Raw genomic sequence first — 26,819 nt, 5'->3', positions numbered from 1 at the left:
CTTACAGCTTAAAGCTTAAAGCTAAATAGGATTATCATGACCGAACAAACACAAGCTAACCTACTCGAAACCGATATTGAAGGTTACTTAAAACAACACGAAAATAAAGACTTACTGCGCTTTTTAACCTGCGGTAACGTAGATGATGGTAAATCAACCTTAATTGGCCGCTTACTGCACGACTCAAAATTAATTTTTGAAGATCACATGGCCGCTATTAAAAGTGACTCTAAAAAGTTTAATACCACCAGTGGCGAGTTTGACCTAGCTTTATTAGTTGATGGCTTACAATCTGAGCGCGAGCAAGGCATAACAATAGATGTAGCATACCGTTACTTTGCAACCGAAAAGCGTAAATTTATAATTGCAGACTGCCCAGGGCACGAGCAATATACACGTAATATGGCAACCGGTGCATCTAACTGCGACCTTGCTATTGTGATGATTGATGCCCGTAAAGGCGTACAAACACAAACTAAACGCCACAGCTATATTGCATCACTCCTTGGCCTTAAACATGTAATAGTCGCCATTAATAAAATGGACTTAGTTGATTACAGCCAAGACGTTTACCGCCAAATTAAAGCCGACTACAAAGCATTTGCTGAGCAACTAGACATACCAGACGTGCGGTTTGTGCCAATATCGGCGCTTAATGGCGACAACGTGGTAGACAAAGGTGAAAACCTTAGCTGGTACCCAGGTGCCACACTTATGCAACTGTTAGACACAGTAACCATAAGCGATGATAAAAACCTAGATACTTTCCGCTTACCTGTGCAGTACGTAAACCGCCCTAATTTAGATTTCCGCGGCTTTTGCGGCACTATAGCCAGTGGTGTTATTAATGTAGGCGACAAAGTAACAGCTTACCCTTCAGGTAAAACATCGAGTGTTGAGCGCATAGTAACGGCCGACGGCGACTTGCCAATGGCGTTTGCTGGCCAAGCGATTACACTTACACTTGCTGATGAAATAGACATAAGCCGTGGCGATGTAATTACCCGTACTACAAGTAACAAAGCGCAACAACCTACCAGCACAACAAGTTTTGCTGCCAATATTGTATGGATGGCTGACGCTGCTATGCAACCAGGTAAAGAATACGAGCTAAAAATTGGCACTAAAAACACATTTGGTACAATCAGTGCGATAAACCACCGTATTGATGTAAATACCCTCAATGAGCTGCAAGCAAGCGAGCTGCAATTAAACGAAATTGCAAACTGTACAATAGAAACCGCAAGCCCAGTAGTGATCGACACTTACAAAAACGTGGTAGGCACAGGCTCGTTTATTATAATTGACCGTCTAACTAATGTAACTGTAGGTGCGGGTATGATTACTAATACCATGCTTGAAGCACGCAACCCGCAGCCAGCAGCCCGCAAATATACCGAGGCTGAAATTGCCTTGAATAAATATGTTTGTGACTATTACCCTGAATGGAATGCAAAACCAATTCTATGAGTATCTTGAAAAAAATATATCGTAACGTCTTGCCACAAAAATTAATTCTTTGGTTAGATGTGAAAAGGGGGTTGAGGACTCCATTTCTTCGTGAGGTTGATGAAAGAAAAGCTATATTTGTTCATATACCAAAGGCTGCAGGTTCATCAATTTCTAAAGACATATTCTTTGGAAAACAAGTAGGGCACTTTTATGCAGCGGACTATAAATTTCTAGATAATCAAAAGTATAATGAGTATTTTAAATTCACATTCGTTCGGAACCCTTACACTAGATTCGTTTCAGCATATAATTATTTGAGTGCTGGTGGAGGAAATACATTTGATAAAACTTTTTATCTTGAGCATCAAGCCAGCTTCGTTTCAATAAATCAATTTATTGATGACTTCTTTGCGAAGAAAGAGATAAGAAATTGGATACACTTTGTTCCCCAGAGTCATTTTTTAACTGTAAATGGAAAAGTTGAAATGGATTTTGTTGGCAGATTCGAAAAAATAGATGATGACATTACCACTCTGAAAAATATGATATCGATATCATTTTCAGGTGATTTTACAAAAGTGAACCGAAGTGTGAATAGAAATGAAGTTTTGACTAATAAAAATAAAGAAAAGCTTTATGATTACTATAAAGAGGACTTTGAGTTGTTCGGTTATGAAAGATAGTATTGATATTATATTACCTGTTTACAATGGTGAAGCTTACATTATTGAATCTATAGAGAGTATTTTAAATCAGACTTATAGTAACTTTAATTTGTTAGTAATTAACGATGGTTCTACAGATAAGACCAAATTAATACTAGAGCAACTTAAAAATACTGATGCTAGAATTCAAGTCATAAATAAAGACAATGAAGGCCTTATCGCTACTTTAAATTTAGGGATTTCTTTATCTCGTGCCAAATACCTTGTTAGGATGGATCATGATGATATTCTCGCTCCTAGTAAGCTTGAAATGCAAATTAACTATATGAACTCTCATGAAAACATAGATGTTTTGGGTTGTAATGCTTTTCTTATTGACAGTTCAGGTAAGAGGGTTGGTTCTATCTCATTTCCAGTTGCACCTCTAGCTGTGAAAGCTAAAAGCTTTGTTAGAGTGCCCGTTTTACACCCGAGTGTCATGATTAAAGTTTCTGATAAAATTAGGCCATTTTTATATTATGATGAGGCTCAGTTATACTGTGAAGATTTTGGGCTCTGGCATAGGCTTTTAGACAATGACTTTCGCATTACAAACTTAAAAGAAAAGTTGATGTACTACAGAATGCATAATTCGAGTGTTAGCTCAACTAGAAGAGAGGATATGCAAAATAATGCTTGTCAAATAATAGAAAATGCAATGAAAAACACAGGCATCAGTCTTGAGCAAAGTGATTGGGAGTCATTTAAAATTCTTAGGAATAAAGAGCTGAGTAAAAATGTGAGTTTAATCTCATTTTTTAGTTTGTTAATGCGTGTTGGGGGGGGCAAATCTCTGAGATTTAAGTTTTTTATTAAAAAAGAGCTCGTAGAACTATTTCTAAAATTTAAAATTAAAAGAGTTTTGAAATGAAAACGCTTTTTAAACCCGAATTAACGTTTTCTTTTGGAGTATTTCTTTTTTCATTTGAGCCACTAATTTCTGTTATTTATCCTCAATTTTCGCTTTTGGTCACGTTCTATATAGTTAGTCTTTTCCTTATAGGTGTTTCAGGTTACTTATCTAATTTTAACTTTAAATTGGATTATTTTTATTTTTGGGTCTTATTTTATATTTCTTTTTGTATTTTATTATCTTTGGGATATGGTTTTAATTTATTTGATAGCGTGAAAACTGTTCTTTACGAGGGTAAATATTTTCTTTTCTGCACTTATCTTTTGGTCTTTTGTAGGCATGTGGATTTTATAAAATGCTCCAAGCTTTTATTTGTAATGTTTCTTTTCCAGCTTATATTTTCTATTTTGCAGTTTTTTAATATTCTTGGATTAAAGTCACTAATTATACAAATAGCCTTTATTAATGCCCATGACTACTATAGAGAAAATCTTATTGGTGGAGGAGTTTTCGGGAGTTTTATATCAAAAAATACATTGGGCTATTTTTCATTGTTCTGCTTTATTATTTTTAGTAAATATAAGGTATTTGATACCAATTTTAAAAACGTTCTAGTCCTATCTTCTTGCTTTTTCCTGATTTTGATATCTGAGTCACGTAGTGCTTTTGTTTTTATGGTTTTATTTACTTTCTATTTGAGTCGAAAGGATTATAAATTATTAATTATTCTAATTGCGCCTTTGATTATACTACCTTTGTTTTTTATTGATACGGAGTATCTTCCTAAATCAATAAAAGAGGTTTTTTCTCAGCAATATTACACTACTGTTCTTGATGTTGGGCGTGGGGCCTATATATATGCTTCTATTTTAAAGTTTCTTGAAAGTCCTATTTTAGGTAGTGGTGCTGGTAGTTGGGGATTAGGTTTAGCTTTTTCAGAGTCGAGCGAGCATAACAAAATTATGTATTATGCCGGGTTTTCAATACCTTTAGGTGTTTTTCAAGATAATAACTGGTTATCAATATTGACACAATATGGAGCGGTTGGATTAGTTGGCTTTATCCTGATTTTAAAGCGAGTTTGGGTAAAAGGTAGGATCAATAATTCTTATGTAGAACCTACATTATTAATTTGTTTATGTTACAACTCCCTGTTTTTAGCAGGGTTTTCTATTGGTATTTTAATGTTTTTAACTTTGTTCTTTAATTTAAGTAAAAATAAAATATGAAGATCTTATTAGTTCATAAATTCCACCATCTAACTGGTGGGGCAGAAGTTTTTTACTTCGAAGTGGCACGTGTACTGAAAAAGTATGGTCACGAGGTCGCTTTCTTTTCAACTGCTGATGAAAATAACATTAACACAGGGGATGTTGCGCACTTTGTGCCCGCGCCAAATTATAGTGGCGGGCTTTTAGATAAGCTAAAAGCGTTACCAAGCACGTTTTACTCAAAAGATAAAAAAAAGGCATTTGCGAAGCTTTTAGACGACTTTAAACCAGATATTGTTCATGCCTTTGCTATTCATGTACACCTTACTCCATCTATTTTAGAAGCAGCAAAAGAGCGTAATATTCCAGTTGTAATGTCGTGTAACGATTACAAACATATTTGCCCAAATTATAAAATTTATGATGGCAAAAAAAATTGTGAGTTATGCAAGGGCGGCAAGTTTTATAACGCTATAAAAAAACGATGCTGTAAAGGGTCTTTATCGTTCAGTGCTGCATCGGCTATTGAAGCTTATGTACATGAGCACAAAAAAGTATACGACAATTTAGTAGACAAGTATTTATTTGCTAGTGAGTTTATGCTCAACAAAACCAAGGAGTTTTGGGCTAATAAAAATATAAATTATGGCGTGCTAAAAAACCCATTTAAGCCTGAAGAATATACACCTAATTACACTGGTGATTACGCTCTTTATTTTGGCCGTATTATTGACGAGAAAGGCGTAGACAGAATAGTAAAGGCAGCTGCTGAGGTTAACTTACCTATAAAAATAATAGGTGACGGCCCGCAGTTACAAGAGTTACAGCATTTAGCAAAGCAGCAACACAGTGTAAATATAGAATTTTTAGGACCTATGTGGGGAGAGGCTTTAAATACAGTATTAAGTAATGCTCGCTTTGTCGTTGTGCCTTCTTTATGGCACGAAAACTTTCCTTACGTTATATTTCAGGCTTTTGCTTATGGGAAGCCGGTTGTTGGCTCGCGCAGGGGCGGGATCCCCGAATTAGTAGGAAGTGATAGGGGACTACTTTTTGAGCCTGATGATATAACTGACTTAGCAAATAAAATGCAGCAGCTATGGAATGATAAAACTGCTTGTAAGGAAATGGGACTAGCTGCAAGGGAGTATGTGGAGAGTCATTTTAATGATAATGTTTTTTACCAAGATATTATGGAAAACTACCGGAGTGTAATAAAGTGAAATGCCTAGTTTTAGGTGCAAATGGATTTATTGGTTCTCATCTTACTGATTTATTAAAACAAAAAACAGGATATGCGGCATCATTTGCAAGGAAAGAGTATTTATATAACCCTGATGTTAAAAGTTATGTTGGTGACTTTAATAATAAAGAAGCATTAGAAGCTGCACTTATTGGTCATGATTGTGTTATTCATTCTGTAAGTTCTTCAACTCCCGCTATTGCCGCTGCCGATCCCAGGTTTGATATTGAGGCTAATTTATTACCCACTATTTTTTTAGTGCAAGCCATGGCACGAAAAAATGTGAAGAAACTTGTTTATATTTCTTCCGGCGGGACTGTTTATGGAAACCCACTACATTTGCCTGTGAGCGAAAAAACAGAGCTAAAACCCGTTTCTGTCTATGGAGCAACAAAAGTAGCTGTTGAAAACTACCTAAGCATATTGTGTACACAATTAAAAATAGACTTAACAATAATACGGCCCTCTAACCCTTTTGGCCCAAGGCAGTATAATAAAGGCTCCCAAGGGCTTATTGCTACTTTATTAGACAAAGCTATTAAAAAGCAGCCAATTATTTTGTTTGATAATGGCAATGCTATTAGAGACTACATATACATAGATGATTTAATAGAAGCTATTTATAAATCTGTAATACAAGGTGTAACTGGAATATACAATATTAGCTACGATGCTGGCTACAGTGTAAGTAATATAAAAAAGTGTATTGAAGATATTACGTTACATCGCTTTGAATGTAATTTTTTACCAAAACGTGATTTTGATATTGATGAGATTATTCTTGATTCAACGTTAGCAAGAAAGAAGCTTAACTGGAAACCTACGACAACTATTGAAGCAGGTATTCAAAAGCAGTTTAATTGGATGGTTAATTTATAATGGTTGCACAGGTTGATAGTCGCTTTACTAAGCGCACTAAGTTAAAAACATTTACACGATATTTGTCTTATTTACTCTACGAAGGCAGACCCTTAACAACAAAAGGTAGATGGATAAATCCACTTGTTTTTGCTTTATACCGTTTGCAAGAACTTTTACCCTTTGCGAAAAAGGTTGAAAAGCCCGTTTTTATTTTAGGTACAGGTAGGAGCGGAACGACTATTTTAGGTGTCACTTTAGGGATTCATAAAGATGTGGGGTTTTTAAATGAGCCGAAAGCATTATGGAGCCACCTTTATAACGATGAAGACTTAATTGGCAGCTATCAAAATAAGGTTGGCCGCTACTTTTTAACTGAGCAAGACGCTAATAATACTTTAAAAGTAAACGCCCATAAAATTTTTGGAAGTTATTTAAGGTTTACATTGAGTAATAGAGTGGTGGATAAGTACCCTGAACTTATTTTTAGAGTGCCGTTTGTTAAAGAGATTTTTCCTGACGCTAAATTTTTATTTCTATTTAGAAATGGGTGGGATACTTGCCATTCTATAAAACATTGGTCGGAGCGTTTAGGGGTTGCTGACAATGGAAATACGCATGACTGGTGGGGAGTAAATAATAGAAAATGGATAGCTCTGTGCGATCAAGTTTTATTGCAAGACCCTGAGCTAAAGGATAATTACGGTACGATAAAAAATTACACTGATCATGTTGCTATGGCTGCGGTTGAGTGGATTTTAACTATGAAGCAAGGTCTTTCGTTATCACAAAATAGCGATGTTTATGCTGTAAAATATGAGCAATTTGTTACTGACAGTAGTTTTAGAGATGAGATTTTGAAGTTTTGTGATTTATCACCTGATACTAACTTTAATGATTATTGTAGTGAAGTTTTAAAATCACCGAAGAAAAAAAGTCCAATAGTTTTACCTATTGAAATTAGTGAAGAATTTAACCGGATTATGAAGTTACTAGGCTATGAGTAATAAAGAATTAGTTGTTTTAGGTATACGTGGTGTTCCTGCTGGTCATGGAGGCTTTGAAACCTTTGCTGAATATTTATGCCCTTTTTTATTTAAAAATGGCTGGCAGGTCACTGTGTACTGTCAAGAAGACGGTGAAGGTGAAATGTACGAAAGCCAATGGCAAGGTGTTAAGCGTATTCATATACCTGTAAAAAATGAAGGGCCATTAGGCACTATTATTTTTGACTTAAAATCGGTATGGCATGCGCGCAAAAATAAGGGCTTGCATTTAACACTGGGCTACAATACTGCGTGTTTTAATATTATTCAGCGTCTATATGGAATTACTAATGTAATTAATATGGACGGCATTGAATGGAAACGCCAAAAATGGGGCTTTGTTGCAAAAACGTGGTTTTGGTTAAACGAACGTTTTGGTTGCTGGTTTGGAAACCATTTGGTAGCAGATCACCCAAAAATAGAGGATCACTTAGCGACTCGTGTAGCGCGAAAAAAAATTACTATGATTCCATACGGCGGCCCTGATGTAAGTATGGCTAACGAAGCTGTGTTAGCTGATTACGGGTTAGTTAAAAACGAGTATGCAATAGTGATTGCTAGGCCAGAGCCTGAAAACTCTATTTTAGAAGTAGTAGAGGCGTTTTCGGCTAAACCGCGTAGCCATAAATTAGTGGTGTTAGGTAAGTTTTTAGATTCAAACCCATATCATCAACAAGTTCTTGCTGCTGCAAGTAATGACGTGGTATTTCCTGGTGCTATTTACGAAGCCGAAAAAGTGGCAGCACTGCGTTTTTATGCACGCTTTTATGTGCATGGCCACCAAGTTGGTGGTACTAACCCATCACTGGTTGAAGGTTTAGCTGCTGGTTGCGCAGTAATAGCACACGATAACAAGTTTAATCGCTGGGTTGCCGGTAATGGCGCTTTTTATTTTGAAAATAAAGCACATTTAAGTGAGTTTTTAGATAAAGATTATTTAAATGATGATTTTGTTAAGCAAAAAAGTGCTGCTGCTAAAGATCAATTTACTACAAAGTTTCAGTGGGGTGATATTTTAACTCAGTATGAAACTTTGCTTACAAAATATTTAAAATAAATGGATAAATTATTTTTATGAAAATTTTAGTTACTGGTGGTGCCGGCTTTATAGGCTCTGCAGTTGTTCGCCATATTATAGAGAACACACAAGATTCAGTAGTCAATTTAGATAAATTAACCTACGCAGGTAACTTAGAATCTTTAAAAACTGTAGATAGCAGTGAACGTTATACATTTGAGCAGGTTGATATTTGTAACCGTAAAGAGCTCGACCGTGTTTTTAAATCACACAAACCCGATGCCGTTATGCACTTAGCTGCAGAAAGCCATGTTGACCGTTCGATTACAGGGCCTAGCGATTTTATTCAAACTAATATTGTTGGCACTTATAATTTACTAGAAGCGGCCCGTGATTATTGGAATACATTAAATAATGAGTCTAAAGCAGACTTCAGATTCCACCATATTTCTACTGATGAAGTTTATGGTGATCTTCCGCACCCTGATGAGCAGCACGGTGAGCTTCCTTTATTTACTGAGCAAACATCTTATGCACCAAGTAGCCCTTACTCTGCGAGTAAAGCATCGAGCGATCATTTAGTACGCGCTTGGTTACGCACATATGGTTTTCCAACCATTGTTACTAATTGCTCAAATAATTATGGTCCTTACCACTTTCCTGAAAAGTTAATACCGCTTGTGATACTTAATGCCCTTGATGGAAAAGAACTACCTATATACGGCAAAGGCGATCAAATTCGTGATTGGCTATATGTAGAAGATCACGCTCGCGCTTTATATAAGGTAGTAACCGAAGGTAAAGTTGGCGAAACTTACAACATAGGTGGCCATAACGAAAAGCAAAATTTAGAAGTAGTGCAAACTATTTGCGAAATTTTAGACACCTTAGTGCCAAAAAATACAAAGTATGCAGAGCAAATTACATATGTAACCGACCGCCCTGGTCACGATCGTCGCTACGCTATTGATTCATCAAAGATGAGTGAAGAGCTTAACTGGACGCCAGTAGAAACATTTGAGACTGGGTTACGCAAAACAATTGAATGGTATTTAGTTAATCAGCAATGGTGTAAAAATGTACAGGATGGTTCATACCAACGTGAACGCCTTGGCGAAATAAAAGCATAGTAAGGAGAGTATTATGAAAGGAATTATATTAGCAGGCGGCTCAGGCACTCGCCTTTACCCGCTTACCCGTGGTGTATCAAAACAGTTACTACCCGTTTACGATAAGCCAATGGTTTATTATCCAATATCTACACTAATGTTAGCAGGTATACGCGATATATTAATAATCACAACACCTGAAGATAACGAAAGCTTTAAGCGCTTATTAGGTGATGGAAGCGATTACGGTGTTAGCTTAAGTTATGCTGTACAGCCATCGCCAGATGGGTTAGCACAAGCCTTTATTATTGGCGAAGATTTTATTGGCGATGATAGCGTGTGTTTAGTGCTTGGCGACAATATTTACTATGGCCAGTCATTTAGTAAAACGCTTAAAAGTGCAGCAAGCCGTGAAACGGGTGCTACTGTATTTGGATACCAAGTAAAAGATCCTGAGCGTTTTGGCGTAGTAGAATTCGACGAAAACATGAAAGCTATTTCCATAGAAGAAAAGCCTGAAAAGCCAAAGTCGAATTACGCAGTGACAGGCCTTTACTTTTACGACAATAGAGTAGTTGAATTAGCTAAACAAGTTAAGCCATCTCATAGGGGCGAGCTTGAAATAACAACGTTAAATGAAATGTATTTAGCTGATGGTACTCTTAATGTTGAGTTGCTTGGACGCGGATTCGCATGGCTCGATACGGGTACACACGAAAGCTTGCATGAGGCGTCATCGTTTGTACAAACTATAGAGCATGTACAAGGGTTAAAAGTGGCCTGTTTAGAAGAGATAGCGTGGCGCAACGGTTGGTTAACTACCCAACAGTTACTTGAAATAGCTAAACCAATGATGAAAAACGAATACGGGCAGTATTTGGCTCGTTTATCTGAAGATTAAAAATGAAAATTATTGATACAAGTATTCCTGAAATTAAAATTATTGAACCAAAAGTATTTGGCGATGAACGTGGCTTTTTTTTAGAGACGTTTCAGGCTAAAAAATACCAAGCTGTTATTGGTGAAAACCTTACTTTTGTTCAAGATAATCATAGCCGTTCTAGTAAGGGAGTTTTGCGTGGCCTGCATTTTCAAAAAACAAAGCCGCAAGGTAAGTTAGTGCGTGTTGTAACTGGTGAGGTTTTTGATGTTGCAGTAGATATACGCAAAGGGTCACCGACTTTTGGTAAGTGGGAAGGTGTTTTATTATCGGGTGATAATAAACGCCAATTTTGGGTTCCACCTGGCTTTGCTCATGGTTTTGTTGTTTTAAGTGATACTGCCGACTTTGAGTATAAATGCACTGACTTTTACGACCCCAATGATGAGGGTGCTATAAAGTGGGACGACCCTGACATTGCTATTGACTGGCCATTTGATTTTGAGCCCTCTTTATCAGCTAAGGATGAACTTGCAGGGTTGTTAAAGGATTTATAAACATGAAAGTATTGCTAACCGGTGCCAATGGTCAGTTAGGGCGTTGTATTCAGGATAGAGCACCTGAAGGTATTGAGCTCATTGCTTTAACACGTGCTGAGCTCGACATTACAGACCAAGCAAATGTAATGGCGTTATGTGAAAAACTAAAGCCCGATTTTATTATAAATGCAGCAGCCTATACAGCTGTAGATAAAGCAGAAAGTAACCCTGCAGCTGCAGGTGCTATTAATTTAACGGGGTCTGAAAATTTAGCATACGCTGCTGCAAAGCTAGATATACCTATTATTCATGTATCTACTGATTATGTTTTTGATGGTACTGCAATAACCCCATACATACCGAGTTGCCCTACCAATCCACAAAGTGTATATGGTCAAACAAAGTTAGGCGGTGAAAACAGTATAAAAGCAATTACGTCTAAGCATGTGATTATCAGAACTGCTTGGGTATTTAGTGAATACGGAAATAACTTTGTAAAAACCATGCTTAGGTTAGGCGCAGAGCGAGATGAACTTGGTATAGTGGCAGACCAAGTAGGTTGCCCTACCTACGCAGGTGATTTAGCGCAGTGTATTTTTAATTTTATAACATTAATTAAAAATAATGCTAAAACAGTTTTTGGTATTTACCACTTTTGCGGTGACGAGCAAGTTAGCTGGTATGAGTTCGCCAATGCTATTTTTGATGAAGCTAAAACTAAAAAGGTAATTGTAAATAAGCCACTACTTAAAAAGTTAACAACATCAGAATACCCAACTCCGGCAAAAAGGCCTAAATATTCAGTAATGAAAGACACATCCCCACATGTTAGTTTTTCAGATTGGCGAACAGCATTAAAAAATATAATTTGATAATTAATGTGGTTTTTGTAAGCGAACTACACTTTAAAGTGCAATAGCAATGTGAACGGTTATTCATAATTAAACATTTACGACACAACAAGAATTAAGCCATTAACAACACATTTTTATCTAATTGTTAGTGTTTTTTCTATGGTGTTATTTTTAGTTTGTTACGTTATTATAAAGTTGCATTTATAACAACAATAATAGAGAAGATTATGCATATGCATAAAGGAATTTTGCAAAGTAATGCAACTATTGTTGCATTTATCCAGCGAGTGCTCGACATAGTAATAATAGTGGGTACCTTATGGGTTAGTACATGCCTACATAATACTCCTTGGTTATTGCAGCACACAACGGCTGCTTTGCTGGCTGTTTTTTTGTTTCACTTTACTAGCGAGCTCGACAAGCTTTATATATCGTGGCGTGGGCTATCACTTTACAAAGAACTTAAAAAAACAATTTCACACTGGTTTATAAGCGCCGCAGTACTGTTTTTAAGTGTTAATTTTATAGCGCCAGAGTATTTAAACCCTACAGGGCTTCAGTTTGTATGGTTTGTTTTTGCTTGTGTATTACTGAGCTCATATCGTATTTTCTTGCGCTTTATACTAAGGCTGCTTAGAGCACAAGGCTACAACACCCGTAATGTAGTTATTGTAGGTGCTGGTGTGCTAGGGCAAAAGCTGGCAAATAATATTATTGAACATGCCAGTTTTGGCTTGGTTTTTAGTGGTTATTACGACGACGAAACACCTAGCCAAAAAGTGGTTGCTGCACAAACTCTGGGTGATTTAGAGCAACTTGTTGCTGATTGCAAAAGCGGTGGAATAGATCGCGTTTATATTGTACTACCACCACAAGCATATGAGCGCCGTAAGTGGTTAGTTAAACAATTAGCAGACAGTACCGCGAGTGTTTACATAGTGCCCGATGTATTTACCTATCAATTATTACATTCACGTAGTGATACCATTATGGGTATACCTACCATAAGTATTTACGATTCCCCCATAGATGGCAGTAACGCCATAATTAAGCGTATTGAGGATGTAATACTTTCTATTTTTATACTTGTTTTAATTTCACCAGTATTAATAGGGCTAGCACTTGCAGTTAAGGTTACATCAAAAGGCCCCGTGTTTTTTAAACAAAACCGATACGGTATTGATGGTAAACCTATTAAAGTATGGAAGTTCCGTTCAATGAACGTCATGGAAGACGGTGCTAAAGTTACCCAAGCCATAAAAAACGATAAGCGCTTCACGCCCATAGGGCAGTTTATACGTAAAACCAGCCTTGATGAACTCCCACAATTTTTAAATGTACTACAAGGCCAAATGTCGATTGTAGGCCCTCGCCCCCATGCAGTTGCACATAACGAGCAATACCGTAGTTTGGTTGACGGCTATATGCTACGCCACAAAGTAAAGCCTGGCATTACTGGCTGGGCACAAATTAACGGCTGGCGGGGCGAAACCGACACATTAGATAAAATGGAAAAGCGCATAGAGTTCGACCTAGAATACATTCAAAATTGGTCACTCGTTTTAGATTTAAAAATAGTATTTTTGACTATTTTTAAAGGCTTTATAAACAAAAATGCGTATTAATGCTGCGGGCTGCGGGCTGCGGGCAAAAGAAAATGAGAAGTAAATGCTTAGCAAAATAAAAGCTATATTAAATGACGCCGAGCACCGCCACACGGCAATAAACGCCGCTATTGCACTTTTTATACGCGTTTTTGGTGCAGGTATGGCCTTTGTATTTAATTTAATAATTGCAAGGCAGTTAGGGGCTGAACAATCAGGCTACTTTTTTTTAAGTTTTGCCGTTGCTATGCTACTGTCGGCCTTTGCCCGCTTGGGGTTTGATAACACAGTACTTAGGTTTACTGGTGCTAATGCAAACAATGGAGCTACGGTAAACAGTATCCTGAGTTTTGCTTTAAAATACAGCTTGCCGGTAGCAAGTGCTATTGCTGTAATTCTTTATTTTTTATCACCGCTGATTGCAAATAATGTATTTAACAAGCCGGAAATGGCTAATAGCCTTGCGTTTATTGCGCCTGCTATTATTGGGTTAAGTGCTGTAACAATTATAGCAATGAGCTTGCAGGGGCGGCATAACTTAATAGCGAGTATTCCGTGTCAAAACATTGCGCACTTTTTACTGTGTGGTGCTGCTGTTTTATCATTTAATACCTCTGCAGCAGATACTACCGCATTGTATTTAAGTTTAAGTTTAGGTGTTACAGCAAGCTTTTTTTATTGGATTGCTTTAAAAAGCTTAAATTCAGCTGGTAATACTGTTAGCCCACATGAGCTCTGGAATAGTGCCCGCCCTAACTGGATAATCGTCATTATGAATCAGGCAGTGCAGTGGTGCGCCCCTATTATTATAGGTGTGTATTTAGTGGCTGAACAGGTTGCTTATTTTAGTGTTGCTCAACGTATAGCAATGCTTACAACTTTTATTTTAATGGCGGTTAATTTAGTGGTTGCGCCTAAGTTTGCCGCGTTTAAAGCTGCTAATAATATGGATGGAATACGAAAAACGGCATTGTTTAGTGTGCGTTTATTAGTATTAAGCGCCTTGCCTATTGTATTGTTTATGTTGTTGTTACCTGAATTTTTAATGGGGTTATTTGGTGAGCAATTTAAGCAAGGCGCAGTTATTTTACAAATACTGGTGTTAGGCCAAGCCGTAAATGTAATAACAGGCTCTGTTGGTTTTTTACTAATGATGAGCGGAAACGAACGTGATATGCGCTTTGTAACTATAATTAGCGGCTGTGGTGTATTACTGAGCGTACCACTATTTACAAGTTTATATGGCGCAATGGGGGCTGCGGTAGCAACTGCGTTTTTTATAAGTTTACAAAACTTATTGGCTGTGTACTTTGTAAAAAAACGATTAGGTTTTAATACACTCAAGTTTTGGCAGAAGATATGATTTGGCGAGCCACGAGCCACGAGCCACGAGCCACGAGCCACGAGCCACGAGCCACGAGCCACGGGTTACGAGATAAAAGCTGCGAGCTAAGGGCTACGAGTTAGTAAATTGAGTTTAAGGAAGAATAAGTGGTTTTAGCACAATGGTTAATAGTGGTTATATTTATTATAACCATTGTTGGTTTAATTAAATTTCAAAAAGTGCCAGAGCGCGTATTTGCTGCAGCCAGCCTTGCTTGTTTTGCGCTTTCACTTGTCTCTACAGAGCAGTTATTAAATAATGCGGTTAACCCCGGGTTAATAACGTTATTGCTTTTGGTTGTGTGCGCATTCGCATTTGAACGCACAAGCCTGTTACGTAAAATTGCCACTATTTTATTTAATGGCTCAGTACTTAAATCGTATTTAAAAACATTGTTTGCAACAGTTATTGCATCGGGCTTTTTAAATAATACGGCAGTGGTTGCCACCCTGATAAGCCCCGTAAAAAATAATAAACTAATTCCTGCTACTAAATTATTACTTCCGCTTTCGTACGCTGCTATTTTGGGCGGTACGCTCACTCTTATTGGTACTTCTACTAATTTAATTGTTAACTCTATGCTGATTGAGCGTGGAGAGGTAGGTTTTGCATTTTTTGACTTTTTACCCATTGGTTTAGCTGCTGTTATTGTGTGCTTTATTGTTATGGCTTTAACAATTAATAGGTTAAAAGGCACATTAAATAATACCGCAGTAATGAGTGATTACTTTGTAGATGCCAAAGTAACTGAACATTCACCACTAATAGGTAAAACGGTAGAACAAAATGGCTTACGTAATTTAGAGTCACTTTTTTTAGTAGAAATAGTGCGCGATAATCGGCTTATATCGCCCGTAGCACCCAGCCAAATGATTCGTGAGGGTGATAAGCTTATTTTTTCGGGCGATGTTACTAAGATACTCATTTTACAGCAATTTGAAGGCTTAACTTTATTTGCTGAGCAAGATGGCCTATTACGCGATAATTTAACTGAAGTTGTTATTAAACCTGGTGCCGCTATTGTAGGTAAAACACTCAAAACAGCAGGCTTTAGGGCGCGTTTTGATGCTGCAGTTGTTGCGTTAAGGCGTGAGGGTGAAAAGCTTTCTGGTAAGTTAGGTGAAATAACAATACAAAGCGGTGACTTTTTAGTGCTTGCTGTTGGGCCTGATTTTGCAAAGCGTACAAACCTCACTAAAAACTTTTTTATATTAAGCGGTGTAAAAGCCGAAAATATGTTAAGTGGCACAAAAGAGCGAATAGTTTTGTGGGGCTTTTTAGCGACTATTGGCAGCTCACTTATTTTTGATATTAGCTTATTTAAGTGCTTTGTATTTTATTTGGCATTACTTGTAGGTAGTAAATGTTTATCTATTAACGAAATAAAACGTCGCTTTCCACTAGAGCTATGGCTAATAGTAATGAGTGCACTTACTCTTGCAACAGCATTAGATAACACAGGGGTTTCAGCGCTTATTGCCAGCAAGGTAGAGTATTTACTTACAGGGCAAAGTGTTTACATTGCGTTTATTGGTGTGTTTGTTCTTACCTTAGTGCTTACCGAGGTAATTACAAACAATGCAGCTGCAGCTCTCACATTTCCTATCGCGTTTAGTATTGCACAAGGCCTTGGCGTGAGTTATTTACCTTTTGTACTTGCTGTGGCTTTTGCTGCAAGTGGTAGCTTTATTAGCCCTTATGGGTACCAAACAAATTTAATGGTTTACAACGCTGGCAATTATAAATTAGCAGACTTTATTAAATTTGGTTTACCTATTTCTGTTGCATACAGTGTGGTGGTTATAACGCTTGTGCCTGTTTTTTTTCCATTTTAATAATTAGTGCGAAAAATAAACGTAATTTTAGGGTGAGTTAATTAAATTTTTGCAATCATTTTAACGTAGGCGTGAAGCTTGCTCACGCAAAAGATTATTAATGTGATTTTGTATAAATTAAACGCGCCAGCAAGCAAAGCGCCTACAAAGGCTGGCTGCGGTTTTATCGATGGTAAAATTATTTTATAGGCTAGTTTTTGTATCTGGATGGTAAAGTTAATAATACATTATTATCATCACATAGAAGCAAAGGAAGAAGGCAGGGAAGTCACTTTGAAAGCACAATACATAGCGTAAAGCTCATCTCTGTGACACTGTTGGTCTGCTGCGAGCTAGATAAAATTATAACAAGTTTAGAATAAAGGCAAATTAATGAATCAAGACGAAAATATAGTATGGCACGACCAAACCGTGTCGCGAGAGCAAAAACAGCAACACAAAGGTCATAAACCTGTATTACTTTGGTATACCGGTTTAAGTGGATCGGGTAAATCAACCATTGCTAACGCAGTAGAGGCCAAATTGTTTGAGCTAGGCTGTCACACCTATTTGCTTGATGGCGATAACGTGCGTATGGGGCTGAACAAAGGGCTAACTTTTAGTGATGAAGACCGCGTTGAAAATATTCGCCGTATAAGTGAGGTTGCTAAATTATTTGTAGATGCAGGGCTTATTGTGTCTACTGCGTTTATATCACCTTTTAAAGCCGACAGGGATCAAGCTCGTGCCATAATGGCTGAAGGGGAGTTTATAGAAGTTTTTATAGATACACCTATTGAGGTATGTGAGAGCCGTGACCCAAAAGGGCTATATAAAAAAGCGCGTGCTGGCGAAATACCAAACTTTACAGGTATTAGTTCTGCATTTGATATACCAGAGTCACCAGAATTACATATAAAAACAGCAGATCAAAGTATTGAACAAAGCGTGATGCAGATAGTTAAATACCTACAACAAAAACAAATAATTAGCTAAATATAATAAGCATACCAAGTCAATTATTAATTAGTTTTTACTAGAGAACTTTATGAAATACGATATTTTTAATGGTGATGCCGATGGCATTATTGCTTTATTACAGTTACAGCTTGCGAACCCTACAGATACAGTAAAAATAACGGGTGTGAAACGAGATATTCAGCTGCTAAAAAATGTGACTCCGCGCCAAGGCGATTGTATTCGCGTGCTTGATGTGTCGATGGAAAAAAACATGGACGCATTGCACGATGCCTTAAGTGCTGGCGCTAAGGTTATGTATGTAGATCACCATAAGGCAGGTGATATTCCAACCCATGCCAATTTATTTGCTCACATAGATTTAGATGCAAACATGTGTACTAGTCTGATTGTTAGCGATTTAATAGATAAGCAATTTCATTTATGGGCTATTACAGCTGCCTACGGCGATAATTTATTTGCTAAGGCCGATAATGAGGCTGATAAGCTAGGGTTAACTGAACTTCAAAAGTCACAGTTAAAAGCATTTGGCACATACATTAATTACAATGGCTACGGCAGTGAAGTAGCTGATTTACATTTTGCTCCTGCCGATTTATTTGAGCTTCTTTTGCAGTTTAAGTCGCCTTTTGATGCAATTAACGATAAAAACTCAGTTTATTACACCCTCGAGCAAGCTTATAAAGCCGATATGCAAAAGGCAGCAAATGCTACTGTTATGCATGATTGTGATACAGCTAAAGTTATTTTATTAGAAGATGCGGCTTGGGCTCGGCGTGTAAGTGGGGTTTTAGGTAATGACCTTGCTAATCAATCACCAAATAAAGCCCATGCAGTATTGACGTTTAATAATAAAGGTAGTTACCTTGTAAGCGTTAGAGCGCCCCTTACCAATAAGCAAGGTGCTGTTGATATTTGCAGTAAATTTGCCACCGGTGGTGGGCGAGCTGCCGCTGCTGGCATTAATGAGTTACCTAAAGCGCAAGTTAAAAGCTTTATTGAAGAGCTTGTAGGGTATTACGAATAGTTGGGCAAAGAGCTAAACGATGTAAAGTTTAATTGCAGACGCACAGCATGTTGGCGTTTAAAAGCTGCACTTTTACATTATTAATTGCTTTATAAAAGCCTTGATAAGCTTCGACTCTAACGCCAGCAAGCACTCTTGCCAGTCGAAATAAGCATTTTTTACAAAGCCCTAAACTTATATATTGTGTGATAAAGCACATTATTAAATATATTCAGGTTGTATCTACTTTTAAATTGCTAAGTTAAGATCAACATATAAATTATTATTTTAAATAAAGGACTACCTATGAAAGCAGTTATCCCTGTTGCCGGCTTGGGCACACGTATGCTACCTATGACTAAAGCTATTCCAAAAGAAATGCTACCTATAGTTGATAAGCCACTTATTCAATACATTGTGAACGAGTGTGTTGCTGCTGGCATTAAAGAGATTGTATTAGTAACACATAGCTCTAAAAATGCGATAGAAAACCACTTTGATACCAGCTACGAACTTGAAGCAACGCTTGAAAAACGCGTTAAACGCACATTGCTTGAAGAAGTGCGCTCTATTTGCCCTAGCGACGTGACCATTATGCACGTTCGCCAAGGTGAGGCTAAAGGCTTAGGCCACGCTATATTGTGTGCAAAGCCTATTGTGGGTAATGACGATTTTGTTGTTGTACTACCCGATGTAATACTAGATGCATACACAGCAAACCAAAAAACAGAAAACCTAGCCGCTATGATCGCTCGTTTTAATGAAACTGCAGCAAGCCAAATAATGCTTGAACCTGTTGCTATGGATGACGTAAGTAAATACGGTATTGCCGACATTAATGGTGTGCAATTGGCTGCTGGCGAAAGCGCTAAAATTAAAACTATGGTTGAAAAGCCAGATGTTGATGTTGCGCCTTCAAACCTTGCTGTTGTTGGCCGTTATGTATTAAGTAAAAATATTTGGCCGCTACTTGCTAAAACACCTGTAGGGGCGGGCGGTGAAATACAGTTAACCGACTCTATTGATGCGTTAATGGCACAAGAAACGGTAGAGGCATTCCACATGAGTGGCCGCGCGCACGACTGTGGCGATAAGCTTGGTTATTTAAAGGCGATTGTTGAATACGGTATGCGTGATGAAAAGCTGGGTAAGGAGTTTGCACAGCATTTAAATACATTGGTTAATGGTGAAAATGCACCAACACTAAACAATGTGGTTAACTTGTAATAAACAATTTAGCTTATTTAGTATCATAAAACCGTGTTTAGTTTAAACACGGTTTTTTTGTTTTTTAGGCAAGCTTTGTATTTGATTGATTAAGTAAATAAAACATTATCATCACCACAGAGAAGACAAGGAGCAGTGCAGGGAAGTCATTTTAAACAAATATATTGTATTACGTTTTTCTCAGTGTAGCGCGTAGCGCTTCGGTGTTCTCGGTGGTAATTAATTTTTAGAGTTTTTTCCGCGTAGGCGTGAAGCTTGCTCACGCAAAAGATTATTAATGTGACTATTTGTAATTAAACGCGCCAGCAAGCAAGGCGCCTACAAAAAACAGACTCCGGTGCGCTTGGCGAAAGTTAATTTTTAAATTATCTCTTTGTAGGCGTGAAGCTTGCTCACGCAAAGAGTTATTTAGTATGTTGTAATCAATTAAGTACTATATATAACCGAGATAGTAAATTAATACAGATCGTTGTTGTTAACTCACCAGCGATTTTTTATTATGTGGGCATAACCTAGAACATAAAAAATAAATGGAAAAAAAATGCTCAAAAAATTACCCGTATTAATTGGAATAATGTTTAGTTCTCAGGTTTTAGCTAGTGGGGTATCGCCTTACTTACCTCTAAAACAAAACCCGCAATTAGAGCAATTGGTTGAGAAGCTCCTTGTTGTTGGGGAAAACGCTCACATGATGAGTAAACCCTATAAAACCAGCGAAGTGCTTAGAGTTTTAAAATCGGTAGAGCATAGTTATCCAAGCCTTTACCAAAAGCTATTTAACGAGCTTGCATTATACAAGCAAACCGATGCGATGACTTATGCTAAAGCGACTGTCGCTTATGGTAATGAGCCTAAGTCTATACCTAATCAGCGCGGCCAAAAGGTTGATACCTATTTAAAGTTAGAAGCGGGTGGCTTTGCAAATTTTGGCAAGCATTTTGGTGTAAGTGTTGCCGGTATTGCTAACGAAGATAACCTAATACCTACCCAAAGCTTTTTTTATTTTGGTTACGAATATGCACAGGTTGATATAGGTTACCGCGAGCATTGGTACTCTCCGTTTTACGATAGCGCGATGATTATAAGTACTAATGCCAAAACGCTTCCGTCTATAAGTATTAGTAATGTTAAACCAATTACTGACTTTGATATTCGTTATGATTTGTTTTACATGAAAATGAAAACAGATCCCGCTATAAACTCCGGTAAAGAGTTAGGTTTAAAGGTGCCAGGTAAACCCCACTTAGCCGGTGTACATTTGAGCTTTTCGCCCTTTGATGGTTTAACGCTAGGTGCAAACAGGTTATTACAGTTTGGTGGTGGTGATCGCTCTGTAGGTTTAAAAGATTTTGCAAAGGCGTTTTTTTTACCTGGCGGTAACGATAATGTAAATGCGGAAGAAACCCAAAAATTTGGCCCTAATTATGAGGTAGGTGACCAATTAGCGTCACTCAGTTTTGATTACAAAGCGGCTTGGTTTAATCAGCCGTTTAGCTTTTACGGCGATGTGGGCCTTGAAGACACGCTTGGAGGGACTCGTAATAATAGTTATAACTTTGGTTTGTACTTACCTTATTTAAGTGAAAATAATAGTTTAAGGCTTGAAAATAGCCGTTGGCAAACAGAGTGGTACTGGTCAAAGCTGTATTCACAAGGTAATACTATTGATAAACAGGCATTAGGGCATTGGGGAGGAGAACAACGATACTTTCAACACTACCCAAGCGCAGAAAGTCAATCGATTAATTGGGTTTGGCAATATAGCTCATCACAAAATATTGATACTACATTTAGACGCATTGAGACAGAAATGGACTCTAATGGTAAAATCGGTGAGGCTGCTGGTCCTTATTCAATAGGTTTTGAGCTCGAAACTCGCTATACCCAGCAACTAAAAAATGGTTACTGGGGTATTGAGCTTTATACAGGTAAAACCGTATTTGACGATAGCTTTTTTAGGCTCGGTGCGTTTTACGGATGGTAATAATTAAATGTCATTGGTCTTATAGATTATCGTAATATTTTTTATTTAAACACACCAATAGTTGAATATAAGTAACTTTGATAAAATAATTTTGTAAAATATTAATTAATCTTAAAGGATTAACATGAAAATTGCCGTAGTGGGTACAGGCTATGTGGGCTTATCTAATGCTATGCTGCTTTCACAGCATAACGAAGTAGTTGCGTTAGATATAGATGAAAATAAAATAGCGCTGTTGAATGATAAAAAATCGCCGATTGTTGATACAGAAATTAGTGAATTTTTAATGCGCAATGATTTAAACTTTACTGCAACGACGAATAAAGTTTCGGCTTATAGTGGCGCAGATTTTATCATTATAGCAACACCTACCGATTACGATGTTGAAAATAACTACTTTAATACCTGCTCGGTTGAAGCCGTAATTAAAGATGCATTAGCGCATAACCCAAATGCAATAATGGTAATTAAATCAACTATTCCGGTGGGTTTTACGGCCGATATAAAAAAGCAACTTGATGTTGATAACTTAATATTTTCGCCAGAGTTTTTACGTGAAGGCAAGGCGCTTTACGATAATTTACACCCTTCTCGTATTGTAGTGGGTGAGCAAAGCGAGCGTGCAACTGTATTTGCAAACTTACTTAAGCAAGGCGCTGTAAAGCAAGATGTTGAAGTGCTATTTACGGATTCAACTGAAGCTGAGGCTATTAAGTTATTCTCTAACACATACCTTGCAATGCGAGTCGCTTACTTTAATGAGCTTGATAGCTACGCTGAAGCACACGGTTTAAACTCTAAGCAAATTATACAGGGTGTTGGGTTAGATCCACGTATTGGTAACCATTACAATAACCCGTCGTTTGGTTACGGTGGTTACTGTTTACCAAAAGACACCAAACAGTTACGTGCTAATTATCAGAGTGTTCCAAATAATATTATTGGTGCAATAGTTGATGCGAATACTACACGTAAAGACTTTATAGCTGCTTCTATTTTAAAGCGAAATCCAAAAGTGGTTGGAGTATATCGTTTAGTAATGAAATCGGGTTCTGATAACTTTAGAGCGTCGTCTATTCAAGGCATTATGAAGCGTATTAAAGCCAAAGGGATTGAGGTTGTTGTTTATGAGCCTGTTCTTAAAGAAAGCGAATTTTATCACTCACGCGTGATTAAAGATTTAAACGAGTTTAAGCAAATATCAGACGTGGTTGTTTCAAACCGTATGGTTGAAGAGCTAAGTGACATTGCTGATAAAGTGTACACGCGAGATTTGTTTGGTAGCGATTAAATAATAGTTGTCAGATGTTAAACTGCCCCCGTAACAGGTACTTTTATGTTCGGGGACGGAGTATTCTGTTACAAGTTATAAGGTGCAGCAGACAGCATTTATCAGATTAGTTACTAAGACTTATACAGGTAAGTTTTAATTACAAAATGACTTATTCACCACCGAGAAAATAAGAAGTAGTTTAGGCGAAGTGACTTATTCACCACCGAGAAAATAAGAAGTAGTTTAGGCGAAGTGACTTATGAATATTCCTGACCCTTTAACATATTTGCTTTTTTCAGTGTAGCGCAGCGCCTCTGTGTTCTCGGTTGCAGTTAACGCTCAAAACTCTCTCCACATAAGCGTGAAGCCTGCTCACGCCAAAATTTGTTAATGCAACTATGTATAAATTAAACGCGCTAGCAAGCAAAGCGCCTACAAAAACTGGTTACGGTTTTATCGAAGTGGACTTCCCATTGCTTTCTATCTGCCTGATAAAGTGAATAAGACATTATTATCACCACAGAGAAGACAAGGAGCAGTACAGGAGAAGTAATTCTAAACATATATATTGTATTACGCTCTTCCCAGTGAAGCGCGCTGCACCTCTGTGTTCCGGGTGGTAATTACTTTTTAGAGTTTTTTCCACGTTAGCAAGCAAAGCGCCTACATTAAATTCGCTGTGCGACTGTAAGTTCGGATTAGTAGATGAGCATTCCAACTTGTACCTTAACGTATATTGTGTGAAAAATTTGTATTTATGCTTATTAATAATAAAGCTGCGCCTATTAGCAAAACCCACTATGCTATGGGCTATTCGTTATTTATATTTTAAGGATTTATCATGATTGAACAAGGCCAATACGTACCAGAGGTTACACTTACGCAGTTAACAAGCGAAGGTATGCAAACATTGACTAACAAAGAATTATTTGATGGTAAAAAAGTGGTGTTATTTGCTGTGCCGGGGGCGTTTACGCCAACGTGTTCAAATGCGCACTTACCTGAATTTATTACGCTTGCTGATAAAATTAAAGCAAAAGGTGTTGATGCTATTTATTGTGTTTCGGTAAACGATGCCTTTGTAATGAAAGCATGGGGCGACTCGCAAAACGCTGAGGAAATTTTAATGCTAGCCGATGGTGATGCAAGCTTTGCCAAAGCACTCGGGCTTGAAAAAGACACCGCTGGCTTTGGTGGTGTTCGTTCATCTCGCTACGCGATGATTGTGAATAACGCGGTTGTTACTGAGTTATTTGTAGAAGAAGGCAAAGAGTTCACAGTAAGCCGCGCAGAACATGTCTTAGAAAAGCTTTAAGGGTTCTTAAAGCTCAAACGGCGCTACGCCTACGGCTTTCATTTTGTAACCTACCTGCGCTAATTCACCTGACCAGGTTTCTGTTGTAATAATACCTGTGACTACAATTGCATCGTAAAGGCTTTCGATTGGTACGCCGCCTTTTATAGTAACGTGTACAAGCTGGTTAGGTGGCGGTGGTGGTACGTGTATGCAGGCGCCAAAATACGGTACTAGTAAAAATTCGGTGATTACTTCGCTATCGCCCTCTAGCGGTACAACAAAGCCGGGTAAGCTGACAGATTGCCCATTTAGTTCTTTTACTACAGGGGCGTCTAGGTCGGGCTGTACCCAGTTTTGATCGCTGCCTTCGTGGTTTGCTTGTGCTTGGGTATCTATTTGCACATGGCCTTTTGGAATTAAGTCTTCCCAAAAAATCTCTTTAGGTGGATTAGCGTTACTTGAAAAACTAATAATAGCTAAGCTTAATATGCAAAAAGCATTTAAAGCTGTTTTAAAAAGTGTCATAAAATTCCTAAACATTATGTTTTTATACTCATGCCGTCGCTGAGTGAGTATAAATAAGCACGAGTTGCTGGTATTAAGCCAATAATAAAACCTGCCGCCATAATAACGCCTATGAGGGTGAGTTCATAGCGTGAAAGCATAGCTATATTTACACTAATACCCGCATGGCTTTGTAGGTAGTCGGCTCCTAAAAATAAGGTGGCGTAAAATAATGCGCACCCAAGCACACAGCCTAAAAATGTTGTAAGCAATGACTCCATACTTATAAGTGTAAATAGCTGCCATGGCCTTGCACCAACTGAGCGTAATATAGCAAGTTCACGGCGGCGTTGATTAAGGTTTGCAAGTAACGTGGTTAACATACCAAGCAGGCTTATTAGCACGACAACAAATGAAAAAAGCAGCAGTATTTTTTCAACAATGGCGAGCATTTCCCATAAGTCTTTTAGTGTGACGGTAGGCATAATGGCTAATAGAGCCTCGGGCTTGTACTGATTTATGTTGCGCCTAATTTGTAGTGTATATAAAGGCGAATCAAACCCCATTAAAAATGCAGTGATTTGTTTAGGGTAACCAGTTAGGTTGTTATGCTCACCGTGCTCACCGTGCTCACCGTGCTCACCGTGCTTATGACTTGCGTTACCGCCGTGAATTAAATCAATAGCGGCAAGCGGTATATGCAGTGTTTTGTCGACCGGGGTACCCGTCGGGTTTAAAATGCCGACTACTTCAAACGGGTTGTCGTTGTGATGATGAAAACTGGTATTACCCATACCATGGGATATTACAATGCTATCGCCCAGCTTATAGCCTAGTTTTGTAGCCACCTCACTGCCCAATACCACGCCGTGAATAGTGCTAAAAGGATTACCAGCACTAAAACTCAAATGTTGTTTTTTAGCAAAGCGGTAATGGGTAAAGTAATCGGGGGTTGTGCCTAACACGGCTTGGCCTTTGTGGCTGTCGCCAAGGCTAATAGGAATGCTCCACTTTACGCCGCGTTGGTTTGTTATGTATTTGTAGCTTTGCCAGCTCACGCCATTATTGGTGTGGCCAATTCTAAATACTGATGAAAGCAGTAATTGAATATCGCCGGTGCGGGCTCCTACAATTAAATCGGTACCCGAAATGGTATTGCTAAAGCTGCTTTTAGCATCAACTCTAACACGTTCAATACTTAGCAATAACATAACGCTAACGGCAATGGTAAACAGTGTTAAAACAACACTTGCACGTCTATTTAATAGGCTTTTTAAAGCAAGCTTTGTAAGGATCATAATGTCTCCTGCAAACTTACTAAGTCGATTGAGCGATTAAACAGCGGCTTTAAGTTTTCGTCGTGGCTTACAAATATGAGTGTGCTGTTTGTTTTACTCGCTTGTTCAAACAATAAGTTAATAAAGCTTTCGCGGTTTTGTGTATCAAGAGCTGAGGTTGGCTCGTCGGCAATTATAATTTCTGGGTTACCAATAAATGCGCGTGCGGCGGCCACGCGTTGTTGTTGGCCAATGCTTAATTCTGCCACATTTTTATTATGGTATTGCTCGGTTAACCCCAGTGAGTCTAATAGCCGTGTAGCCTCATTATTTAACGTGGCAGAGTGGCTTAATGCTTTTTGTTGGCGTTTTTTTGAAAATTGGCAGCCCAGTATCACGTTTTCAATAGGCGATAGATATGGAAGTAAGTTGAAGTTTTGAAAAATAATACCAATGTGGTCAGCTCTAAATACATCTCGTTGAGTGTTACTTAGTGTATTTAAGGTGTGGTTTAATAACGTGACATTGCCGCTGGTAGCTGTATTTATACCGGCAAGTAAGGCAAGTAACGTTGATTTGCCCGAACCACTTGGGCCATGTAAAAAAACATGTTGGCCTTTTTCTATATTAAGTTTGCTAATAGTTAGCGTGGGCGTTTTATCGTTTTTATGCCATTTAAAAGTAACATTATTAAGGCTTATCAT

General features: G+C 37.9%; 24 protein-coding genes. 21 read left to right on the top strand and 3 right to left on the bottom strand.

The window, feature by feature from the left end:
• The first annotated feature begins 36 nt into the window (after positions 1 to 36).
• The 21 genes from cysN to MTF67_RS03035 all read left to right on the top strand — a co-directional run bounded on the left by cysN (position 37) and on the right by MTF67_RS03035 (position 24,352).
• On the top strand, positions 37 to 1,470 hold the full coding sequence (cysN, locus tag MTF67_RS03135) for a sulfate adenylyltransferase subunit CysN (RefSeq protein ID WP_248518679.1): 1,434 nt from the start codon (positions 37 to 39) through the stop codon (positions 1,468 to 1,470).
• Between the two features lie 5 nt (positions 1,471 to 1,475).
• Positions 1,476 to 2,135 carry a sulfotransferase family 2 domain-containing protein gene (locus tag MTF67_RS03130; protein WP_158649130.1) on the top strand — a complete coding sequence of 220 codons (660 nt, stop codon included), beginning with the start codon at positions 1,476 to 1,478 and terminating at the stop codon, positions 2,133 to 2,135.
• The gene (locus tag MTF67_RS03125) at positions 2,125 to 3,027 is read left to right on the top strand and encodes a glycosyltransferase family A protein (RefSeq protein WP_248518678.1); all 903 of its coding nucleotides are present in this window, start codon (positions 2,125 to 2,127) and stop codon (positions 3,025 to 3,027) included. Before MTF67_RS03130 ends, MTF67_RS03125 begins: the two co-directional genes overlap by 11 nt.
• Positions 3,024 to 4,238: an O-antigen ligase family protein gene (locus tag MTF67_RS03120; protein ID WP_039036317.1), complete on the top strand. Its 1,215-nt coding sequence runs from the start codon at positions 3,024 to 3,026 to the stop codon at positions 4,236 to 4,238. Before MTF67_RS03125 ends, MTF67_RS03120 begins: the two co-directional genes overlap by 4 nt.
• Entirely contained in the window at positions 4,235 to 5,443 is a 1,209-nt protein-coding gene (locus MTF67_RS03115; protein WP_248518677.1) for a glycosyltransferase, read from the top strand. The genes MTF67_RS03120 and MTF67_RS03115 overlap by 4 nt, the downstream gene beginning before the upstream one ends.
• Entirely contained in the window at positions 5,440 to 6,342 is a 903-nt protein-coding gene (locus MTF67_RS03110; protein ID WP_248518676.1) for an NAD-dependent epimerase/dehydratase family protein, read from the top strand. The genes MTF67_RS03115 and MTF67_RS03110 overlap by 4 nt, the downstream gene beginning before the upstream one ends.
• Complete coding sequence (locus MTF67_RS03105) at positions 6,342 to 7,328, top strand: sulfotransferase (protein WP_248518675.1); 987 nt, start codon at positions 6,342 to 6,344, stop codon at positions 7,326 to 7,328. The genes MTF67_RS03110 and MTF67_RS03105 overlap by 1 nt, the downstream gene beginning before the upstream one ends.
• The gene (locus tag MTF67_RS03100) at positions 7,321 to 8,424 is read left to right on the top strand and encodes a DUF1972 domain-containing protein (RefSeq protein ID WP_248518674.1); all 1,104 of its coding nucleotides are present in this window, start codon (positions 7,321 to 7,323) and stop codon (positions 8,422 to 8,424) included. Before MTF67_RS03105 ends, MTF67_RS03100 begins: the two co-directional genes overlap by 8 nt.
• Positions 8,425 to 8,441: 17 nt before the next feature.
• The gene (gene rfbB, locus MTF67_RS03095) at positions 8,442 to 9,515 is read left to right on the top strand and encodes a dTDP-glucose 4,6-dehydratase (RefSeq protein WP_248518673.1); all 1,074 of its coding nucleotides are present in this window, start codon (positions 8,442 to 8,444) and stop codon (positions 9,513 to 9,515) included.
• A 13-nt stretch (positions 9,516 to 9,528) separates the two neighbouring features.
• Entirely contained in the window at positions 9,529 to 10,395 is an 867-nt protein-coding gene (gene rfbA, locus MTF67_RS03090; RefSeq protein ID WP_039036322.1) for a glucose-1-phosphate thymidylyltransferase RfbA, read from the top strand.
• 2 nt (positions 10,396 to 10,397) lie between these two features.
• Positions 10,398 to 10,931, top strand: coding sequence for a dTDP-4-dehydrorhamnose 3,5-epimerase (rfbC, locus tag MTF67_RS03085; RefSeq protein WP_248518672.1), 534 nt, complete (start codon positions 10,398 to 10,400; stop codon positions 10,929 to 10,931).
• Positions 10,932 to 10,933: 2 nt separating this feature from the next.
• Entirely contained in the window at positions 10,934 to 11,785 is an 852-nt protein-coding gene (gene rfbD, locus MTF67_RS03080) for a dTDP-4-dehydrorhamnose reductase (protein WP_248518671.1), read from the top strand.
• Between the two features lie 209 nt (positions 11,786 to 11,994).
• Positions 11,995 to 13,392 carry an undecaprenyl-phosphate glucose phosphotransferase gene (locus MTF67_RS03075; protein ID WP_248518670.1) on the top strand — a complete coding sequence of 466 codons (1,398 nt, stop codon included), beginning with the start codon at positions 11,995 to 11,997 and terminating at the stop codon, positions 13,390 to 13,392.
• 43 nt (positions 13,393 to 13,435) lie between these two features.
• Positions 13,436 to 14,734, top strand: a complete 1,299-nt coding sequence (locus MTF67_RS03070) for an oligosaccharide flippase family protein (protein ID WP_248518669.1) — start codon at positions 13,436 to 13,438, stop codon at positions 14,732 to 14,734.
• Between the two features lie 128 nt (positions 14,735 to 14,862).
• Positions 14,863 to 16,590 carry an SLC13 family permease gene (locus MTF67_RS03065; RefSeq protein ID WP_248518668.1) on the top strand — a complete coding sequence of 576 codons (1,728 nt, stop codon included), beginning with the start codon at positions 14,863 to 14,865 and terminating at the stop codon, positions 16,588 to 16,590.
• Positions 16,591 to 16,962: 372 nt separating this feature from the next.
• Positions 16,963 to 17,565 (top strand): adenylyl-sulfate kinase, encoded by a 603-nt coding sequence (gene cysC / locus MTF67_RS03060; protein ID WP_248518667.1) that lies wholly within the window; start codon positions 16,963 to 16,965, stop codon positions 17,563 to 17,565.
• 52 nt (positions 17,566 to 17,617) lie between these two features.
• Complete coding sequence (locus MTF67_RS03055; protein ID WP_248518666.1) at positions 17,618 to 18,574, top strand: DHHA1 domain-containing protein; 957 nt, start codon at positions 17,618 to 17,620, stop codon at positions 18,572 to 18,574.
• A gap of 285 nt (positions 18,575 to 18,859) precedes the next feature.
• Complete coding sequence (gene galU, locus MTF67_RS03050; protein WP_248518665.1) at positions 18,860 to 19,780, top strand: UTP--glucose-1-phosphate uridylyltransferase GalU; 921 nt, start codon at positions 18,860 to 18,862, stop codon at positions 19,778 to 19,780.
• Between the two features lie 541 nt (positions 19,781 to 20,321).
• A complete protein-coding gene (locus MTF67_RS03045) occupies positions 20,322 to 21,764 on the top strand; it encodes a capsule assembly Wzi family protein (RefSeq protein WP_039036332.1) in 1,443 nt (480 codons plus the stop codon).
• A gap of 124 nt (positions 21,765 to 21,888) precedes the next feature.
• The gene (locus tag MTF67_RS03040; protein WP_039036333.1) at positions 21,889 to 23,055 is read left to right on the top strand and encodes a nucleotide sugar dehydrogenase; all 1,167 of its coding nucleotides are present in this window, start codon (positions 21,889 to 21,891) and stop codon (positions 23,053 to 23,055) included.
• Between the two features lie 823 nt (positions 23,056 to 23,878).
• Entirely contained in the window at positions 23,879 to 24,352 is a 474-nt protein-coding gene (locus MTF67_RS03035) for a peroxiredoxin (RefSeq protein ID WP_248518664.1), read from the top strand.
• A gap of 6 nt (positions 24,353 to 24,358) precedes the next feature.
• Here the strand turns inward: MTF67_RS03035 and MTF67_RS03030 are convergent, their stop codons facing one another.
• Genes MTF67_RS03030 through MTF67_RS03020 form a run of 3 tightly spaced genes read right to left on the bottom strand, consistent with a single transcriptional unit; the run spans position 24,359 to position 26,819 of the window.
• Complete coding sequence (locus tag MTF67_RS03030) at positions 24,359 to 24,859, bottom strand: DUF3299 domain-containing protein (RefSeq protein WP_008130189.1); 501 nt, start codon at positions 24,857 to 24,859, stop codon at positions 24,359 to 24,361.
• Between the two features lie 14 nt (positions 24,860 to 24,873).
• The gene (locus tag MTF67_RS03025) at positions 24,874 to 26,136 is read right to left on the bottom strand and encodes an ABC transporter permease (RefSeq protein WP_248518663.1); all 1,263 of its coding nucleotides are present in this window, start codon (positions 26,134 to 26,136) and stop codon (positions 24,874 to 24,876) included.
• Positions 26,133 to 26,819, bottom strand: coding sequence for an ABC transporter ATP-binding protein (locus tag MTF67_RS03020; protein ID WP_248518662.1), 687 nt, complete (start codon positions 26,817 to 26,819; stop codon positions 26,133 to 26,135). Before MTF67_RS03020 ends, MTF67_RS03025 begins: the two co-directional genes overlap by 4 nt.

Origin of the sequence: Pseudoalteromonas sp. 2CM32C (genome assembly GCF_023161925.1) — a bacterium.
In the GTDB taxonomy this organism is placed as follows: domain Bacteria; phylum Pseudomonadota; class Gammaproteobacteria; order Enterobacterales; family Alteromonadaceae; genus Pseudoalteromonas; species Pseudoalteromonas marina.
Note: the sequence above shows the minus strand (reverse complement) of the source record. Positions and strands in the feature narration are given on the sequence as shown.